This is a genomic window from Saccharopolyspora sp. NPDC000359, from assembly GCF_040300525.1.
Taxonomy (GTDB): Bacteria; Actinomycetota; Actinomycetes; order Mycobacteriales; family Pseudonocardiaceae; genus Saccharopolyspora.
Genome location: NZ_JBEPDU010000040.1, coordinates 25071 through 43014, shown reverse-complemented (window position 1 = coordinate 43014; position 17944 = coordinate 25071). Strand labels below are relative to the sequence as shown.

The following is a 17944-nucleotide window of genomic DNA, read 5'->3' as shown; positions in this document are numbered from 1 at the left end:
ACAGGGGAAGCGATTCGTCGCGGTCAGGGTCCTATGTGGATGTTCGCGGCCCAGACCGTGGGGAAGTTCGGGTACTCGGTGCGGAGGCGGTGGGTCGCTCGGTGGAGGGCGGTGGCCGGGGTAGTCGTTGTCCCGTCGGCGAGTTCGGCGTAGAAGGACTCGACCAGCTTGACCGCCACGCGGTCGCGGGGGCGCCAGAGCGTGGCCACCACGTGGCGGTACCCCGCGGACTGGAAGGCCGAGGCGAGGTGGATGGCTTCGTCCGCGAGGCGGTCACCGGGTTGCGCGGTTTCGCAGGCCGACAGGAACGCCAGCTCGGCCGAGCCGAGGTCCAGCCGGGCGACGTCGGCTGCGGTGACCGGGTGCGCATCGTGGTCGTGCAGCACGAGCAGCCCGGCTGAGGGGTCGGCGAGGTTGCTGGTGCCGTGGCACGCGAAGTGCGCCCAGTCGTGCCTCGGCAGTTCGGCGAACACCCGGCTGCGCGTGGCTTGTTCGCAGAGCAGCGGTTGCGCGGTCGCGCCGAAGCGGGCAGTCAGGGCTTGCAGCTCACCGAACGCTCCGGGCAGCGGCGGCTGCTTGGGGGTCTGCGGCATGGCGACCGCCAAGACCTGCCGTGGTGCTGCCCGGGCCGGTCGGTCGCGCGCGTGGCGGAGGGCGCGGATCGTCGGGGCGTAGGAGGAGATCACGCGGTCCACCAGCGCGTGGTCGCCGTCTTCGGCGGCGTGGATCGGCAGGAACCCGAGGAGCCCGGTTGGCACCCACCAGACGCGGGACGGCCCGCCGGTGCTCGGGAAGTGGTCGAGCACGGGGTGCGCGACCGCCCGCCACAACCAGGCCAGCACGGCTCGCACGTCGTTCTGCGCGTCATGCTGAGCAGCGACGTCGCGTGCTTCCCACGCCTGCTCGGACTTGGTCAGCGCGGTGCGGAGCTTCTCGGCCTGGGTGGCGACAGCGGCCGGGGTCACCTGCGGCAGCTCGGTGGCCACGATCCCGCCCGGGGTGAGGATCAGCGCGCTCGAACCGAACGCGCTGACGTTGAGGACGACCACCGGGCCGTCCGCGGCCTGGGCCTGAAGCTCGCCCGGCTCGGCGGGGAGCAGGAAGCGCTCGAATCCGGGCAGCGCGCGGATTCGCGCCACCACCGCGTCGTGATCAGTGACGATGCGCCGCCGTGCGGCCACCACGTCCGCAGCCTCGGTGGGTTCGGAGTCGAGCTGACGCCGCAGCTGCTCGTACCGCTCGGCGAGCTCCGGGGCTTGCTGGTGCAGCGCCTCGACGTCTTCCCGCCGGTTGAACGCTTCGGCCAGCAGGACCCCGCGTCCCTGTTCGAGCAAGGTCACCGCCTGGTGCGGATTACCAGTGCGCACCGCGCAGGCTGCGGCGTCGCTCGCCAGCCCGGCGACGTCGGCGAGCCAGTACTCGCGGGTTCTCCGGTGCAGGTCAGGGGATGCCAGCTGCGGCAGCAGGGCCACCCCGGCGGAGAGCGCTTCGGTCGCGGGCTGCCAGGCGCCGACCGCTGCTGCGGCGCGGCCCCAGGTGGTGGCGGCGTGCATCCGGTGGGAGGGCGGGGCGGCTTCGACCGCCACCGCCGCTCTGCCGAGCTCGACCGCCTCGGCCAGGTCGGACGAGTCCCCGCTGTGGACCGACCGCCGGGCCAGGGAGGCGCTCAGGTTCACCTGGTTCGCGCTCTGCTTCGGGTGCCCGGCGGGGAGGAGGGACACCGCTTCACGCTGGTGGTTGATCGCTTCGTCCAGGTCAGCGCGCACGCCCTGCCGCTCGAAGCGGACGTGCAACGCGCCACCCAGCGCGGACCGGAAGTTGACCAGGTCGGGGTGCTCGTCAGTGGCGGCTTCCACCGCCTCGCGACCCAACTCGACCGCTTCGTCCAGCGCGGCTGGGTCGTCGGTGTGCTCGTGCCAGTCCAGCAGCGCGATGCTCAGGTTCGACAGCAGCCCGGCCCGCTGACCGTGGTCGTGCCGTCGCGCGGCCACCGCTTCACGGGCGTGCTCGACGGCGGCGCTCAGGTCTTCCACCGAGCCGGTTCGGTGGAACCGGGCTTGCCGCGCCAGGCTCAGGCTGGACAGGACGTCTGAGCGCCGGGACGCGCTGCTCGCCGTCGACGCGGCCTGCGCGTACTGCTCGATCGCGTCATCCAGGTCCGAAAGTTCGCCCGTGCGCTCGAACCGCGTTCGGAGCACCGTCGCGAGCTCGAACCTGGCGGCCGCGGACGCGTGTTCCCCGATCGCTTCGTGTCCCACCGCGATCGCCTCGTCCAGGTCCTGCCGGTCTCCTGAATGGCTGTGCCGGACGCGCAGTGCCAGCACCAAGCTGGACAGGCACTTGTCGCGAGGACCGCGCGGATGCGCCGAGGCCTGGCGCAGCAGGTCGATCGCCTCGTCCAGCGGGTCGATGCGGTCCGGTTGGTAGGCGTGGGAGATCAGCGCGGTCGCCAGCGCGTACTGCGCGTCGGGGCCAGGATTGGACGCCGCGATGCGGCGGAGGTGCCCGACGGCCTCGACCACGTCCTCGGTGGATCCGGTGCTTTGCGCGCGCAGCCGCAGTGCTGTGCTCAGGGTGGTGAGGCAGGCGGCGTGGTCCGGATGTCCTTCGGGGGCCGCCGCCACCGCCCGTCGGCCGGACTCCACCGCGGCCTCCAGGTCAGCGGTGCGCCCGACGTGCTCGAAGCGGCTCCACAGGGCGGTGGTGAGGTTGGCCAGGATCACCGGGAGGCTCGGCACGTCCGACGTCGCCGCACTGCGCAGCAGGTCGATCGCCTCGTCGAGTTCGGCGAGTTCGGTGGAGCGGTGGAAGCGGGTGGCCAGCCCCGACGCCAGTGCGAACTGCGCCTTGGGTGAGGCGGCGATCGTCACCGCTTCGCGCCCGCGGGCGATGGATTCGTCGATGTCCTCGGGGAGCCCGGTGCGGTCGAAGCGGACCTGCAGCGCCAGGCCCAGCCTGCACAGGAAGTCCGCTCGCGCCGCATCCCCGGTGGCCAGGTCGGCTGCTTGGCGGTGCAGGTCGATCGCTTCGTCGAGATCAGCGCGCTCACCGGTGCTCTCGGCGCGGGCCTGAAGCGCGTCACCGAGATCGGCCAGGGCCCGGGCGCGGTCCCTGGAACCGCCGACCAGGTGCCGGAGCACCGCGATCTCCTCATCGACGAGGCTGACGTCGTGGATGCGCTCGCGCCGGGAGCGCAAAGCGGTCCCGACGAGGAACAGCGCGAGGGAGCGGGACGCCGGGTCAGCCGCGGTGCGGACGGCTTCCCGGAACGCGGACAGCGCCCGATCGGAGTCGGCCCTGTCGTGGGTCGCCTCGAACCGCTGCTGGAAGTCGATGCCCGGACCGGCCAGCACACCCGCCAGGGCCGGATCAAACGACTTTGGTTCCGGGCCGGTGACGTGGCGTGCCGCGAGGGCGGCGTCCAGCACTGCCTGCGCCGTCGGGCGGTGGGGGTGCCCGGTGGGGAGGGCGTCGACGAGCTCCCGCATCCGCTCGACTGCTTCGTCCACGTCCTCGGTCCGCTGCGTCGCGCGGAACCGCGTGAGCAGGGTGGTGCCGAGTTGCGCCTCCCACGCCGCTGCCTGGTCCGGGGTTCCGGCGTTGCCGATGGCACGGCGCAGGAGGGAGATGGCTTCGTCGAGATCGGCCGCGTCACCGACGCGTTCCGCCCGGTCGGCCAGCGTGATCGCCAACGCGGCCTGGAACCGGCCCAGGCGCGGGTCCCCTCCGGGCAGCGCCCGCAACGCTCGCCTGCTCGCCGCAACCGCTGCCGTCGCGTCGGCGGTGTTCCCGGTGCGTTCGAACCGCTTCCGCAGCGCCGTGCCCAGGCCGCTCCACCAGAGGCTGCGGTCCCCGCCGCCGGAACCGGTGGCCCGGCTCAGCAGACGGATCGATTCGTCGAGGTCGGAGAGCCGGTTCCCGTTGTCGTAACGAGAGGTCAGGGCCATACCCAGCGCGGCCACCGCATCGGCGGCGCCGGGATCGCCCGGCGCGGCCGAATCCACTGCGCGGCGCAGCGCGCTGATCGCCTCGCCCATCGCGTCGGTGTCGCTCGTTCGCTCGTGCCGGGCCATCAGCAGCGAACCGAGCACCGCCGCCGGGAAAGCGGCCGTGGGATCTTCCGCCACCCACTGCCGAGCGGCGTCGACGAGCCGCTCTTCCATCGCGGGATCACCCGTTCGCCGGTAGCGGTCGCGCAGCGAGAAGACATCGTCCTCGGCGGTCACAGCTGAACCTCCGATCGCCCCCTGGATCGACGAGTTCCCACCATAATCCCGGGTTCGCGCGATACGGTGAGCTCTGCCACAACCGAAGTAGCGGCCGGAGGCGTGATGGGCCCGGTTCCCTCGACGTTGCTGCAGGTCACGCTGATCGTCCTCGTCGTGCTGCCCGGCGTGACGTACCAGTTCCTCCGGGAGCGCTGGCGTGGTCCGATCCCCGCTGAGCGCGACTTCGGCCAGCGGGTCCTGCGCGCCATCACCGCATCGCTGGTGCTGGACGCGGTGTACGTCATCGTCGCTGGTCCGCAGCTGCTGCACCTGGTGCGCGGAACCAGCCGGGCCGGCTGGGACGGGCTCACCCAGAACCCCAGGCTGGTCGGCCTCTCCGCGCTGCTGCTGCTCGTGCTGGTCCCCGCCGCCGCGGCCGGGATCGTGTCGTGGTGGCAGCGGCGTCGGCTGCGCGCAACGTTCCGCAGCACCCCGACGGCCTGGGACCACGCGTTCCGGGACCGCGGCCCGTGCTTCGTCCGGGCCCGCCTGAAGAACGGCTCCTGGATCGGGGGTTGGTACGGCACCCGCTCCTACGCCACGTCGTTCCCGAACGCGGGCGAGCTGTTCCTACAGGCGGCGTGGCGGATGAACCAGGACGGCAGCTTCGACGCCCGCGTCGAGGGCACCGCGGGGCTCCTCTTCCGCCTCGAGGACGTCGAGGTCCTCGAACTGCTCGAACCGCCACCGCGAACCGCGAACCAGGAGGTCGACGATGCGCGAACGTCAGCTCACCCCTGAGGAGCAGGCCCTCCTCGACGACCCGGGCCACCACCGCGGCTACGTCCCGGACGGGGTCGACGACGAACCCCGCCAGGCACCAGCTGATCCCGGTGCGGCATCACCACCGGCCGAACCCGCCGAGTGACCGGGGTCCATACCGCTGTGGCGACGTCGCCGCGGACGGCATGGGATTGGTGCACCAGCACGAAGTTCCGCTGCAGCGGTGGGGGGATCTGCGACTTCCATGGGAATGGGACACCTGATTCCCATCGAGATCGCACAGCTGGTTCCGGTGGGGGGCGACGGGAGGGGCAGTGATGGGCCTGATCGGTTTGGTGCTCTTAGGCGCGGTGGGGTACGCGCTCGGTGGCTGGACGGTCGCAGCGCTCGGCGCGTACTGCGGTGCGGTGGTCGGGATGCTGATCGGGGAAGCCGTGCGCGGGCACCGCACGGCGCAGCTCCTGGCCCGGTCGCACGTCCACGGCCCCGACCTGCCACTGGGGATGCCCCACCTGGGGAGCCCGCCCAAGCGCGCGTTCCTCCGGGCGACGGCGCGGGGAACGATCGGGCTCGTCGTCCAAGCCGTGGGCACCGTCGGCGGGGCGGTCGTCGGTTACGCGATCGCGAACACGGTGCCTGGCGTGGTGGTGGGGGTCTTCCTGGGCATGGCGATCGGGTCGCTGCTGGGCTGCGTCGTCGGTCCAGTGAGCGCACTGCGCGCCGGGGGTGCCTGCCTGCGGCACCTCGCCGTGGGCGGGGTCGGCTGGCTGACCCACCAGGCGTGGGACAATGAGTTCTCCGTGGCCGTGGGGATCGGCTGCGCGGTGCTCACCTGGGCGCTCAGCTTCGGTGCTCCCGCGATGCTGGAAACCGGGTTGGGGAACCGTTCGCTGCGGAGGTGAACTCCGCCGACGGCGGCGATGCGGTTCGGGATCGCGCGATGGGTTCCGCAGAGGCATCGTGGGCGGTTCGGCGTTCGGCACCGTCGAGGAGGCCACCGGCAGCACCACCCTCACCATGGACAGCTTGGCGCTGCTCTTCCGACCCTCGTGCTGGGACGCCCGGACGTCACCGCTCCGCCGTGGTTCCCGTGGAGGGGGTGCCTTTATCCACATTGGATTGTCCAAATAGTACTTAGTTGGTGCAGGGCTGGCCGAGTGGGTGCCGCCCCGGCGGTGAGCCGGTGGACAAGCCTCCGCTCGGCTCGGTGACCATCGCCTCTGTTGTGGTGGCCGCCGACTGCCGACACTCGGTTGTGGCGGGAGGTGGCTCCATGCGGCGGTCCAATGTCGTGGGCGTGGACGGATCGGCTTCGGCGTTGGCCGCGGTCCGGTGGGCGGCGGTGGACGCCGCGCTGCACCGGGTGCCGCTTCGGGTGGTCCACGTCGAGCCCACTTCGGGCGGACCGGGGCCTGCCGGGCGGGACGACCCGCTGGCTGCGGCGTGCCAGGCCGCTGGTGGCACCGAGGTCGAGGTCTTCCCGGAGCTGCACCAGGGTCTTCCGCACGAGGTGCTGGTCGAGGAGTCGGCGCGGGCTCGGCGGGTGGTGGTGGGGACCCGGGGCGTGGGCGAGCGCATCGGGGTGGCCGTCGGCTCCACCGCCGAGGCGGTGGCCATGCGCGCGGAGTGCCCGGTGGTCGTGGTGCGTGGGCAGGAGCCCGAGCCGGACCGCCCGGTCCTGCTGGGGGTCGACGGGTCCGCGGTGGGGGAGGCGGCGGTGGGCGTGGCCTTCGAGGAGGCCGCGGTCCGCCGGGTCCCGCTGGTCGCGGTCCACGTGTGGATCGACGTGGAGCTCGACCCGTGGGTGCCGACCGACGACCGGGAGTGGGCGGAGATCGAGGAGTCCGAGCGCGAGGTCCTCGCCGAACGCCTGGCCGGGTGGCGGGAGCAGCACCCCGACGTGCCGGTGCGGCGGGTGGTGGAGCGCGACCGGCCGGTGCGCTACCTGGTCGAGCACGCCAAGGAGGCGCAGCTGGTCGTGGTGGGCAGCCGGGGCCGGGGCGGGATGACCGGGATGCTGCTCGGGTCGACCAGCCGCGCGCTGCTGCACGTGGCGCCGTGCCCGGTGCTCGTCGCCCGCAACCGCGCGGCCTGAAGTGCCCGCTGCGACGAGCGTGACGAACTTCCCTGGTCGGGACCCGGTCGGTTGCGGGAGTGTCGAGGTGGTCGGCGGCTCGTCGCGGTGACCCGGCGAGCCACGAGCAGTCCAGGCGGAGGGGATGCCGATGAGCACCGTTGCAGGTGAGACCGGGAGTGGCTGCGGTGCGGCCGAGTGGACGGCGGCGGAGTCGGTGGTCATCAGCCGCGCGGTCCGCAACGCGCCGTCGGTGCACAACACGCGGCCGTGGTCGCTCGCGCTGCGCGGGCAGACCGCTGAACTGCGGGAACGCCCGACCGTGCTGGCGCAGCACGATCCCGACAACCGGGATCGCCGGCTGTCCTGCGGGGCGGCGCTGGCGAACCTGGTGCTGGCGATCCGCGGCCTCGGCCGGACCACGGAGGTGGCGTTGGGCACCAGCGCTGGCCTGGTGACCGCCACGGTCACCGCGACCGGCCACGCCGAGCCGAGCGTGGCGGAGCGCCGTCGCTCCGAGGCGGTGCTCGACCGCAGGAGCTGCCGACAGGCGTTCGACGGCACCGGGCTCCCGGAGAGCACCTGCGGCGCGCTGCTGGACGCTGCCACGGCTCCCGGCATCACCGGCCGGTGGATCTCCGGTGCGGAGGAGACCCTGGGCGTGGCCAGGCTGCTCACCTACGCGGCGCGGGTCTTCCAGGGCAACGCCGACTACCAGCGGGAGCTGGCCGCGTGGACGACGACGACCGGGGAGGGCCTGCGCCGCGACGGGTTCGGCGAGCGGGGCCTGGCGGCGGTGGGGCTGGCCACCGAGCGCACCCGGCTGCCCGACGAGTACGCGCTGGCGACCCGCATGCGGCGCGAGGCGGTGCTCGTCGTGGCTGCCCGGCCGGACGGGCCGGTCGACCAGGTCCGGGCGGGTGCGGCGGTGGAGCAGGCGTGGCTGGAAGCGACCAGCCGCGGCTTGGCCGCTTCGGTGATCACGCAACCCCTGCACCTGACGGAAGTCCGCTCCGGCCTGACGGCCGGTCTCGGCCTGGCCGGTGCCCCGCAGGTGCTGATGCGCTTCGGAGTCCCGCTCGGCCGCTGACCGGCCCGGCGCGGGCCGGTCCCGGAACCCGGCGTCGGTCGAGTCGGCGACGGCCACACCCCCGCGTTGCCACGCGATCCACTGAGGTGACCTCGGTGGATCGCCCCGACGTACCACCGGCGTGTCGGGCACCCGGCACGCCGGAATCCCGCAGTTTCAATGGAAACTGCGCCCGTCCCCCACGCCCTTTCGAGGTTCCAATGGAAACTGCGGGACTCGACGTCACCCCCACCTACAGTTTCAACTGAAACTGTGACCTCCTCACCCCTGGTTACAGTTTCAACCGAAATTGTGATCCCGTCACCCCCGGTTACAGTTTCAGTTGAAACTGTGGCCCCTCGTCTCCGGTTGCAGTTTCAACTGAAACTGTGTGTCACCTCTGATTACAGTTTCAACTGAAACTGTAGTTCCGGGGCTTCCGGGGCGTTCGGGGGTGGGCTGGGTTGTTGTGCCTTGGGTGAGGCGGGGGTGGGACGGATGGGCTTTGGACGTGGGGGTTCCCTTGGAATCTCGGCGGGGCGGGGTGGCCGGTCGGTGGTGCTAGCGGCCGGTGTGCGGTTCGACTACTCCGTCGAAGACCATGTCGTCCGGTTCTCGGCGGGGTGCGACCGCGGTGGTGGTGCCGTGGCCGATCCGCAGCATCGCCTGCGGGGTGGCGTGCCCGCCCAGCAGGTCCATGACCTCCTCGCGGGTCTCCCGGACCTCCAGGACCTGGGAGATCATCGACGCCACCAACCCCTGCGCGGTCGCCGTCAGCCACAACCGCTGCAAGGCCTGACCGGCCTGCAGCTCGGCCGCCGGGTCGCTGGTCCGGGTGCACAGCAGCACCAGCAGCGGGTGCGATTCGAACTTCGTCCCCGGGTCCCGCTCGGTCTGGCCCGCCGTGAAGTCGCGGTGGACCCACTGGTCGGCGGGGTCGGGTTTGGGCCCGGCCGCGGCCAGCGGCACCCCTTCGGTGCTGCCCGCACCCCGGCCGACCCACGCCGCCAGTTCGGCCCGGAAGCGGTTGTCGGCCATCTGGACGCGGTTCGCCCGGTGCACCAGCCCTTCGAGGGCCCCCTGCTGCCCGGGCTGCACCACGTGGAACCAGGTGCCCTCCTCCTGCGCGGCACGCGCGAGCAGGTGCCGGTCCGCGGTGGCGACCGGCACGTCCCGGAAGGGCTGCCGGTGGCTGTGCCGCTCGGGGATCGCCGCGTGCAGCCGGACCTCCTCCGGGCGCGGCTGCCCCTGCCCGCCGCTGCGCACCTCGGCCAGCGCGGTGCTGGCCCCCAGCGGCGGCAGCAGGGACACCACCGGGCGGATCCCCTCGTGCGCCAAGGCCAGGCGGAGGTTGAGCAGAGCCGCACCGCACGCCAGCCAGAGCTCCCGGTCCTCCGGGTCGGCGGCCCGCAGCCGCCGCCCCGGATCGGCGTGCAGCTCGATCAGGTGCGGCGTGATCCGGAAGCGCCAGGGCTGGCTGTTGTGCAGCGAGGGCGCCATCCCGGCGAGCCGGATGACCTGCCGGACCTGGCTCGGCGTCAGCCCGAAAGCGGTGGGGAACGTGCGCATCCGAACCTCCCGGTGCACGGGTCTGATGCCGACACCATGCCTGCCGCGCACGCGCGCGGGCGAGGGCCGAACGGCCTTGAGCTGCGGCTCACCCGGCCGTGTTGCGGATGATGGCCACCGGGCACCGGGCGTGGTTGAGCACGCCAGCCGCCACCGAGCCGAGGAACAGGCCGTCGAACCCGCCGCCACCGCGGTGGCCGACGACGAGCAGGCGGGCGTCACGGGCGGCGTCGGTGAGGGCAGCCACCGGGTGGCCGCGCTGGGCGACCTCGTGGACCACGACCTCCGGGTGCGCCGCGCGCAGGTCCGCGGTCTGCCGGCTCAGCATGCGGCGGACCGTGTCGTCCACCTCCTCGCGGAAGTTCGGGGCCAGCGGCGTGTAGAGCAGGTTCTCCTCATGCCAGCTCTGGAGCACCACCAGGTCCGCGCCGTACCCGGCCGCGGCGGAGAACGCGAACTCCAGCGCGCGGCGGGCGCCCGGTGAGCCGTCCACCCCGACCACCACCGGCCCCGTGCCCGTCGGCGTGCCCCGGCGCACCACGACCACCGGGCAGGACGCGCGGGAGGCGACGCTGAGGCTGACCCCGCCCAGCAGGGCCCTGGCGAACCCGCCCAGCCCGCGGGCGCCCAGGACCAGCAGGTCCGCCGCCGCGCTCTGGTCCAGCAGCACCTCGACCGGTCGGCCGGTCGCGACCTCAGCGGTCACGTCCAGGCCCGGGTGGTCGGCGCGGCACTTCGCCGCCATCCGGCTCACGGCGTCCTCGGCGTGCTCGGTGCGCATCGGATCGTCGTTGGCGAGGACGACGTGCAGCGGGGCATGCCGACGATCCGCTTCGGCCGCAGCCCAGTCGGCCGCCTGCGCGGAGCTGTCCGAACCGTCGACCCCCACCACGACAGCAGCAACCATGGTGTCCTCCTCAGTCCCTCACGTCCCGCACCACGGCCACCGGGCACTGCGCGTGGTGCAGCACCCCCACCGCCACCGAACCCAGCAGGAGCCCGGTGAAGCCACCGCGACCGCGGTGCCCGACGACCAGCAGCCGCGCACCCTCCGCTGCCGCGGCGAGCCCGGACACGGGGTGGCCGCGCTGGGCGACCCGGTGGACCGGCACGTCCGGGTAGGACTCGGCGCACCCCGCCAGCTGCTCGGCCAAGCCCCGCAGCGCTTCGTCGCGCATCGCCGCCAGCTCGTGCTCCAGCGGCGGCACGATGGGCGCCAACTCCAGGTCCTGCCACGCCTGCACGGCCACCAGCTCGCACCCGTACCGGGCCGCGGCGTCGAACGCGTAGCGCAGCGCGGCCAGGCTGCGCGGGGAGTTGTCCACCCCGACCACCACGGGCCCGCTGCGGCGGTGCTCCCGCGCCACCACGACCGGGCACCGCGCGTGCGCGGCGAGCTTGGCGCTGACCGATCCCAGTAGCGTCGCGGCCAGCGCACCGCGGCCCCGCGTGCCGACCGCGACCAGTTCCGCGCCGTCGGAGCGCTGGACCAGCACGTCCGCCGGGTTGCCGTGTACGACCTCCGCGGCCACCTCCGACCGGTGGGCGGCGAAGCGGTCCGCGAGCGGGCGCACGGTCGCCCAGGCCGCGTCGTCGCCCGACGGGTCCCGGGTCACCGCCACGAACTCCAGCTGCTCGGCGTGCCGGAGCTCGGCCTCGTCGGCAGCCCACTCGGCCGCTGCCAACGACGCCGCGGAACCGTCGACCCCGACGACCACTCGTGCGCGCATACCGCCCCCCGTCGCGGATGTGCTGGGCGCTCCCTGGGGTACCCGGCCCGGTGGCCGAATCACGGCGGTTCCTCCTGCCACGCCTGTTGTTCGAGGGAGAACCGCGCGGTCTCGCCGGGACTGAGCCGCGCGGTCATCGAGCCGCAGGCGCAGGTGACGGGCGCCCGGGCGGGACCGGGCGCGGTGCGCACGGTCGCGGTGCGGCCGGTGACGGTGACGGTGAGCGGCTGCCCCCGGTAGCGCAGGGCCAGCTCCAGGTCGCCGAGCTCGGTCGGCCACAGCGGGTCGAGGTGCAGCGCGCCGTTGCGGACCTCGACGCCCGCGAAGCATCGCTGCAGCAGGTCGATGCTGCCCGCCATGGCCGCCAGGTGGATGCCCTCGCTGGTGGTGCCGCGCTGGGTGTCGTGGATGTCGGCGGCCAGCACGTGGTCGAAGAACCGCAGCGCCTGGTGCCGGCGGCTGCGGGCGAGCACCCAGGCGTGCACCACCGCGCTGAGCGTCGAGCCGTGGCTGGTGCGCTGGAGGTAGTACCGGATGTTGCGCGGGATCGCGTCGTCCGCGACCGGGTACCCGAGGTCGCCCAGGACCTCGGTGAGCTCGTCGGCCGGGAGCAGGTAGAACAGCATCAGCACGTCGGCCTGCTTGGAGGCCTGGTAGCGGTTCGGGTCGTCGCCCTCGGCCTCGAGGATGCGGTCCAGCCGCTGGATGTCGCCGTAGCGGTGCCGGTAGCCGTCCCAGTCGAGCTCGTCGAGCTGGTCGTAGCCCTCGAACTGGCTGATGATGCCGTCGCCGTGGAAGGGCACGAACATCCGCTGCGCGATCCGCCGCCACCGGTCGACCTCGGTGTCGCGCAGGTCGAGCAACTCGACGAGCTCGTGGCGCTGCGCCGCGGGCAGCTCGTGCAGGACCCGCGCGGCGGTGCGGCACAGCCAGACCGTCATGACGTTGGTGTAGGCGTTGTTGTCGATGCCCGGGTCGGCCCGCCCCGGGTAAGCGGTGTGGTACTCGTCCGGGCCGACCACGCCGCGGATCACGTAGCGGTCCCGGCTGCGGTCGTAGTCGCACAGCGCGGCGAAGAACCGGGTGATCTCCAGCAGCAGCTCCGCGCCGAACTCGGTGAAGAACTCGTCGTCGCCGGTGGCCCGGTGGTAGTGGTGGACGTTGTGCGCGATGGCGATGCCGACGTGGCGCTGCAGGTGCGTGTGGTCGGGCAGCCAGCGCCCGGAGAGCGGGTTCAGGTGCAGCCGCTGGCTCTCCTCCCGGCCGTTGCTGCCGCTCTGCCACGGGAACATCGCGCCGGGCAACCCGGCTTCCGCGGCCGCCCGGCGCGCCCGGCCGAGGCGGCGGTACCGGTGCATCAGCAGCGAGCGGGCCAGCTGCGGGCGGCGCAGGGTGAGGGTGGGCAGCACGAACACCTCGTCCCAGAACACGTGCCCGCGGTAGGCCTCGCCGTGCAGCCCGCGGGCGGGCACCCCCACGTCGAGGTCGCTGCTGATGGGCGAGACCGTCTGCAGCAGGTGGAAGAGGTGCAGCCGCACCGCGCGCTGCGCGCCCGCGCTCATCGACAGCCCGCAGTGGAACTCGCGGTGCAGCCGGGCCCACGCCAGGACGTGCGACCGGAGCAGGTCGTCGAAGCCGGGCGCGCAGCGCGCCCCGTCCACGGCCTCGGCCACCGGTTCGGTCGAGGCGGAGTCGCGGGAGGTGTGCACCGAGGCGATCTTCTCGATCCGGACCTCCACGTCCTGCTCCACCCCAACAGTGATGTCGTGGGTGATCAGGTTGTCCTGCTGGACCAGCGTGCGCGCGGCGTCGACCGGGTGGCCGCCGACGAACACCCGTGCGCGCGCGGCTTCGGCGATGCGGATGCGGGACTGCGACGTCCGGGCGTGCAGCACCACGGTGTCCGGTGTGGATTCGAACGCGCGGTGGCCGGTCAGGTGCTGGCCGTTGAGGTCGCGGTAGCGGGCGACGCCGCTGTTGGTGACGCGCCCGTCGATGCCGCAGCGGAACGTGATCAGCCCGGACCAGTCCTCGGCGACCAGCGCGGTGTCCAGCCCGGCGAGGTGCGGGGCGGACATGTGCACGAACCGGCGCTGGACGACCCGGGTGGTGCGCCCCCGGTGGTCCCGGAAGCGCAGGCGGCGCACCAGGGTGCCGCGTTCGAGGTCGAGTTCCTGGTCGTGGTCGAGCAGTTCTACCTGCCGGAGGTCGAACCACGGACCGTCGTCCACCCGGAAGGTCAGCAGCAGCCAGTTCGGCGCGTTGACCATCGACTCGTCCTCCACCTCGCGGCCGGCGAGCCGCGTGGTCAGCCGGTTGTAGCAGCCCGCGAGGTAGGTGCCGGGGTAGTGCACGCCGTCCGCCGTGGACTCCGGGGCGGCGCCGCGGGTGGCGAAGTAGCCGTTGCCCAGCGTGCACAGGGCTTCGCGCCGCCCCTCGTCGTCGGGGTCGAAGCCCTGGAAGCCGAACTGCCAGGTGCTCACCGCTCGGTCCCGGTGGCGGCGATGCGGGCCAGCAGCTCCAGCAGCGGACGGGTCCCGTCGGCGCTGCAGTGCGCCCAGGTCAGGCGGTCGCCGTGCTCGGCGCTGAGGACGACGATGCCCAGCCCGTCGTCGTGGACCTCGCGCAGCGCGTACTCGTCGGTGTGGTCGTCGCCGGCGAAGACCGGGACGTGCTCGGCACCGGCCAGGCCGGTGCGCTCGAGCAGCCACCGCAGCGCGCGGCCCTTGTGCCAGTCGATGTCGGGCAGCAGTTCGACCACCTTGCGCCCGGGCGCCACCCGCAGCCCGGGCAGCTCCGCGCCGACCCGCCGCACCGCCGAGACCACCCGGTCCACCTCCTCGGGCCGGACGTTGCGGTAGTGCGCGGCCAGCGCGAAGCGCTTGCGGTCGACCAGCGCACCGGCCACCGGTCCCAGTTCGGCGGTGAGGCGCTGCTCGGCCGCGTCGAGCTCGGGCAGCGCGGCCTCGCCCGCTTCCAGCGCGACCGGCCCGTCGCCGGGCCCGGCCAGCTCGAACCCGTGGCTGCCCGCGCACCACACGCCGTCGACCCGCACCCGGCTGCGGACGTCGCTGAGGTCGCGCCCGCTGATGACCGCGACCGGGCAGCGCCGCACGAGCTCCTGCAGCGCCGACCGGGTCGGCACCGACAGCGCGACCTTCGCCGGGTCCGCCTGGATCGGGGCGAGGGTGCCGTCGAAGTCCAGCATCAGCACCGGGCGGCGGCCGCGCACCCGCTCCGCGAGGTCGGTCCAGCGCTCGAGCCCGTCGGGGACCTCGGACAGCCGCCGTTGCCCGGGACTGGCCAGCACGACTTCGTCCAGGCTGGACACCACCGCGTTCGCTCCGGACGCCAACAGCCGGTCGGGTGGGCCCGCGCGGGCGAGGCCCAGGACCAGCGCGAAGCCGCCGGCGCGGGCGGCGGCCACCCCCGCCTCGGCGTCCTCCACCACCACCGAGCGCGACGCCGGGACGCCCAGCCGCTGGGTGGCTTGCAGCAGGAGAGCGGGGTTGGGTTTGCCGGGCAGGCCCAACCGGTCCGCGACCACGCCGTCCACTCGGACGCCGAACAGGTGCGCGATCCCGGCCAGTTCGAGCACGCGGGCGCAGTTGCGGCTCGCGGAGATCGCGGCGAGCGAGACACCGCGGCGGCGCAGCGACTCGGCCAGCGCGACGGCGTCGGGGAACACCTCGACGCCGTGCTCGTCGAGCGCGGCCAGGAAGTGCTCGTCCTTGAGCTCGCCCAACCCGTGGGCGGTCTCCTGCCCGGCCTCGTCGTCGACCTCGCCCAGGGGCAACCGGATCCCCCGGGAGCGCAGGAAGTCCAGCACGCCGTCGATCCGGGACTTGCCGTCGACGTGGTGTTGGTAGTCGTCGTCGGTGAACGGCCGGTGGTCCTCCGCCGGGTTCGCCGGACGTTCGGCCAGGTACCGGTCGAACAGGCGCTTCCACGCCGCGGCGTGCAGCCGCGCGGTGTCGGTCAGCACCCCGTCCACGTCGAACAGCACCGCGCGGTGGCGGATCGGATCGATGCTGGTTGCGACCATGGCGGCTCCACACCCGATGCGGCGTGCTCGCGGGGTACCCACTTCGGGGCCCGCTGCCACCGGCGGTCACCGCTGCTGGCCGGGGAACCACCAGTCGGGCGGTGGCGGTCTGGTGTCCGGCTCCCAGCTGAGGTCGGCACCGGCGGGCAGGGCCGTGCTGAGGCGGTGGTCGGCCAACACGGGGGCGACGTCGGAGGGCGAGATGATGCCGCGCAGTTCACCCCCCGCGCAGACCAGCACGCGGCCGCGCCCCGCCTCGGACATCTGCGGCAGCACCAGTGCGAGCGGTTCGCCGGGCTCGACCACCGGAACGTCCGCCAGGGGCCGGGCGACCTGGTGCAGGGTGGTGCCGAGGCGGGCCTGCACCGGCACCTGGCGGAGGTCGTGGAGCGCCACCAGCCCGCTCGGACGTCCGTGCCCGTCGAGCACCGCGAGGGTGGAGTGCCGGTGCGACACGGCCGCGTCGCGGAAGAACTGCTCCACGGTCTGCTCGGCGGGCGCGGTGTCGACCGGGCTGGACATCACGTCACCGGCGGTGATCCCGGCCAGGGCGGCGCCGGTGCGGGCCTGCCGCTCCTCGGCGGAGGCCAGGTTGACGACGAACAGGCCGAGCAGCACCCACCAGAGCCCGGCGGTGCTGCGCGCGAGCGCTTCGGCGATCCCGGCCACGATCAGCAGGAACCCGAAACCGCGCCCGGCCCACGCCGACCACACCGCGGCCCGGAACCGGTCGCCGCGCCAGGCCCACAGCGCGGCCCGCAGGACCCGGCCGCCGTCCAGCGGGGCGGCGGGGACCAGGTTGAACACCGCCAGCACGGCGTTGAGCACCGCCAGGTACCCCAGCACGGCCGGGACCAGCTCGTCGGCCCCCAGCTGCGCGGTCGCGGCGGCTCCGGCGCCGAACACCAGCGCGAGCGCCAAGCTGGCGGCCGGTCCGACGACGGCGATCCGGAAGTCGGCCCCGGCCGTGCGCGCTTCGCCCCGCAGCCGCGCCACCCCACCCAGCAACCACAGCGTGATGCCCTCCACGGCAACGTCGTTGCGCCGGGCGACGACAGCGTGCGCGAGCTCGTGCACCAGCACGGAGCTGACCAGCAGCAGAGCCGCGGTGATCCCGCCGACCGCGTACGCGACGGGCGCGCGCCCGGGAAAGTCCGCGGGCAGCACGTAGCCGCCGAGCCCGGCAGCCACCAGCACGACGATGCCGAGCACGCTCCAGTGCAACCCGACCCGGACCCCGGCGAACCGCCCCACCGGCACCGAATCCCTCATCAGCTCCTCCCGCGAACACCTCCACCATCGGTCCGGCGGGCGCGGTTGGCCAGGGCCATCGGCCACTCCCCGCGTGGGGTCACGTGCTGAGCTCGGCCCTCGCCTGCTGGTAGAGGACCTTCACCGCCGCGGTCACCGGGAGGGCGAGCATGGCGCCGAGGACCCCGGCGAGCGCCCCGCCGACGAGGATGGCGACGAACGCGCCGAGCGGCGTCAGCTCGACGGTCCGGGCGAAGACCCGCGGCGCGAGCAGGTAGTTTTCCACCGCCTGGTAGACGATGAAGAACAGCAGGGTGACCACGGCCAGGGTGAGGCTCTGGCTCAGCGCCACCAGGGTGCCGACCGCGGACGCCAGCGTGGCCCCGATCTGCGGGATGGTGTCCAGCAGCGCGACGACGAGCGCGAGCAGCGCTGGGTAGGGCACCCCGGCGATGAGGAAGAACAGGTACGACGCGACCCCGGCGCACAGCGACACGACCGCCTGGCCGGTGATGTAGCCGCCGACCCGTCCCATCGCGGCCCGCAGCGCTTCGGCGCGGCCCGGCTTCGACTGGGCTCCGGCGGCGGCGTGGATGCGCGGCATGGCCAGCGAGAAGTACACCGTGAGCGCGCCGACGGTGCAGGCGGCGAACAGGCCACCGAAGATGCTGCCCAGCGCGGCGAAGCCAGCGGTCAGGGCGTCCCGGATGACGGTCGAGACCTTGCTCGCGGCCTGCTTGAGGGTGTCCTGCAGGGCCGGGTCGTGCAGGTGGGATTCCAGGTCGCCCGGGTTGCCGAGGTTCGCGCCGAGCCGCGTCAGCAGCGCGGGCAGCTGCCCGATGAGGTGGCCGACCTGGCCAGCGGCCGGGACGACGGCCAGCAGCACCACCGCACCGACGAAGAGCAGGACGACGAGCAGGACGAAGGCGATCGCCAGGCCGCGCCGCCAGCGGTGCCGCTGCAGCCAGGCGATCGCGGGTTCGACGCCGAGCGCGAAGAAGAACCCCAGGAACACCAGCACGAGCATGCTGCGCACCGTGTAGGCGAGCGCGGCGAGCACGCCCACGGCCAGGTACACGCAGGCGATCTGCGCGTGGCGGATCAGCCGGAGCTCGGATCCCGACCCGCCGGGAGGATTGGTCGCCACACCGGTCTCCGTTCGCGACGAAAGGGCTTGCGCCGAGCGTAGGGACTTCCGGGCAGCTCGCACCCGGT

Annotated in this window: 13 protein-coding genes; 5 read left to right on the top strand and 8 right to left on the bottom strand. The window is 73.4% G+C overall.

Translation table 11 applies throughout. The annotated features are described in order from the left end of the window. Positions 1-23 precede the first annotated feature (23 nt). Positions 24-4226 carry a CHAT domain-containing protein gene (locus ABT324_RS23845; RefSeq protein WP_351181641.1) on the bottom strand — a complete coding sequence of 1401 codons (4203 nt, stop codon included), beginning with the start codon at positions 4224-4226 and terminating at the stop codon, positions 24-26. Between the two features lie 105 nt (positions 4227-4331). On the opposite strand from ABT324_RS23845, the gene ABT324_RS23840 reads away from it, so the two are divergent. From ABT324_RS23840 to ABT324_RS23820, 5 genes are all read left to right on the top strand, one after another. Beyond that, a complete protein-coding gene (locus ABT324_RS23840) occupies positions 4332-5009 on the top strand; it encodes a DUF6338 family protein (protein ID WP_351181638.1) in 678 nt (225 codons plus the stop codon). Next, entirely contained in the window at positions 4984-5136 is a 153-nt protein-coding gene (locus ABT324_RS23835) for a hypothetical protein (protein ID WP_351181635.1), read from the top strand. The genes ABT324_RS23840 and ABT324_RS23835 overlap by 26 nt, the downstream gene beginning before the upstream one ends. A 172-nt stretch (positions 5137-5308) precedes the next feature. Beyond that, complete coding sequence (locus tag ABT324_RS23830; RefSeq protein ID WP_351181632.1) at positions 5309-5893, top strand: hypothetical protein; 585 nt, start codon at positions 5309-5311, stop codon at positions 5891-5893. 371 nt (positions 5894-6264) lie between these two features. Continuing rightward, positions 6265-7086: a universal stress protein gene (locus ABT324_RS23825; protein ID WP_351181629.1), complete on the top strand. Its 822-nt coding sequence runs from the start codon at positions 6265-6267 to the stop codon at positions 7084-7086. Positions 7087-7216: 130 nt separating this feature from the next. Then, entirely contained in the window at positions 7217-8155 is a 939-nt protein-coding gene (locus tag ABT324_RS23820; RefSeq protein WP_351181626.1) for a nitroreductase family protein, read from the top strand. A 540-nt stretch (positions 8156-8695) separates the two neighbouring features. Here the strand turns inward: ABT324_RS23820 and ABT324_RS23815 are convergent. From ABT324_RS23815 to ABT324_RS23785, 7 genes are all read right to left on the bottom strand, one after another. Next, positions 8696-9703, bottom strand: a complete 1008-nt coding sequence (locus ABT324_RS23815) for an Acg family FMN-binding oxidoreductase (protein ID WP_351181623.1) — start codon at positions 9701-9703, stop codon at positions 8696-8698. A gap of 88 nt (positions 9704-9791) precedes the next feature. Then, the gene (locus tag ABT324_RS23810) at positions 9792-10610 is read right to left on the bottom strand and encodes a universal stress protein (protein WP_351181616.1); all 819 of its coding nucleotides are present in this window, start codon (positions 10608-10610) and stop codon (positions 9792-9794) included. A gap of 10 nt (positions 10611-10620) precedes the next feature. Further along, positions 10621-11433 carry a universal stress protein gene (locus ABT324_RS23805; RefSeq protein ID WP_351181613.1) on the bottom strand — a complete coding sequence of 271 codons (813 nt, stop codon included), beginning with the start codon at positions 11431-11433 and terminating at the stop codon, positions 10621-10623. 59 nt (positions 11434-11492) lie between these two features. Continuing rightward, entirely contained in the window at positions 11493-13916 is a 2424-nt protein-coding gene (locus ABT324_RS23800) for a glycoside hydrolase family 65 protein (protein WP_351181610.1), read from the bottom strand. Further along, positions 13913-15478 (bottom strand): trehalose-phosphatase, encoded by a 1566-nt coding sequence (gene otsB, locus ABT324_RS23795; RefSeq protein ID WP_351181606.1) that lies wholly within the window; start codon positions 15476-15478, stop codon positions 13913-13915. Before otsB ends, ABT324_RS23800 begins: the two co-directional genes overlap by 4 nt. 66 nt (positions 15479-15544) lie before the next feature. Continuing rightward, entirely contained in the window at positions 15545-16750 is a 1206-nt protein-coding gene (locus tag ABT324_RS23790) for a site-2 protease family protein (RefSeq protein WP_351181603.1), read from the bottom strand. A gap of 79 nt (positions 16751-16829) precedes the next feature. Beyond that, the gene (locus ABT324_RS23785; protein ID WP_351181600.1) at positions 16830-17876 is read right to left on the bottom strand and encodes an AI-2E family transporter; all 1047 of its coding nucleotides are present in this window, start codon (positions 17874-17876) and stop codon (positions 16830-16832) included. Positions 17877-17944 lie beyond the last annotated feature (68 nt).

Excerpts from the sequence above, each read along its gene's own strand:
- ABT324_RS23840 (WP_351181638.1), top strand. The coding sequence starts at position 4,332 with ATGGGCCCGGTTCCCTCGACGTTGCTGCAGGTCACGCTGATCGTCCTC.
- ABT324_RS23835 (WP_351181635.1), top strand. The coding sequence starts at position 4,984 with ATGCGCGAACGTCAGCTCACCCCTGAGGAGCAGGCCCTCCTCGACGAC.
- ABT324_RS23830 (WP_351181632.1), top strand. The coding sequence starts at position 5,309 with ATGGGCCTGATCGGTTTGGTGCTCTTAGGCGCGGTGGGGTACGCGCTC.
- ABT324_RS23825 (WP_351181629.1), top strand. The coding sequence starts at position 6,265 with ATGCGGCGGTCCAATGTCGTGGGCGTGGACGGATCGGCTTCGGCGTTG.
- ABT324_RS23820 (WP_351181626.1), top strand. The coding sequence starts at position 7,217 with ATGAGCACCGTTGCAGGTGAGACCGGGAGTGGCTGCGGTGCGGCCGAG.
- ABT324_RS23815 (WP_351181623.1), bottom strand. The coding sequence starts at position 9,703 with ATGCGCACGTTCCCCACCGCTTTCGGGCTGACGCCGAGCCAGGTCCGG.
- ABT324_RS23810 (WP_351181616.1), bottom strand. The coding sequence starts at position 10,610 with ATGGTTGCTGCTGTCGTGGTGGGGGTCGACGGTTCGGACAGCTCCGCG.
- ABT324_RS23805 (WP_351181613.1), bottom strand. The coding sequence starts at position 11,433 with ATGCGCGCACGAGTGGTCGTCGGGGTCGACGGTTCCGCGGCGTCGTTG.
- otsB (WP_351181606.1), bottom strand. The coding sequence starts at position 15,478 with ATGGTCGCAACCAGCATCGATCCGATCCGCCACCGCGCGGTGCTGTTC.
- ABT324_RS23790 (WP_351181603.1), bottom strand. The coding sequence starts at position 16,750 with ATGAGGGATTCGGTGCCGGTGGGGCGGTTCGCCGGGGTCCGGGTCGGG.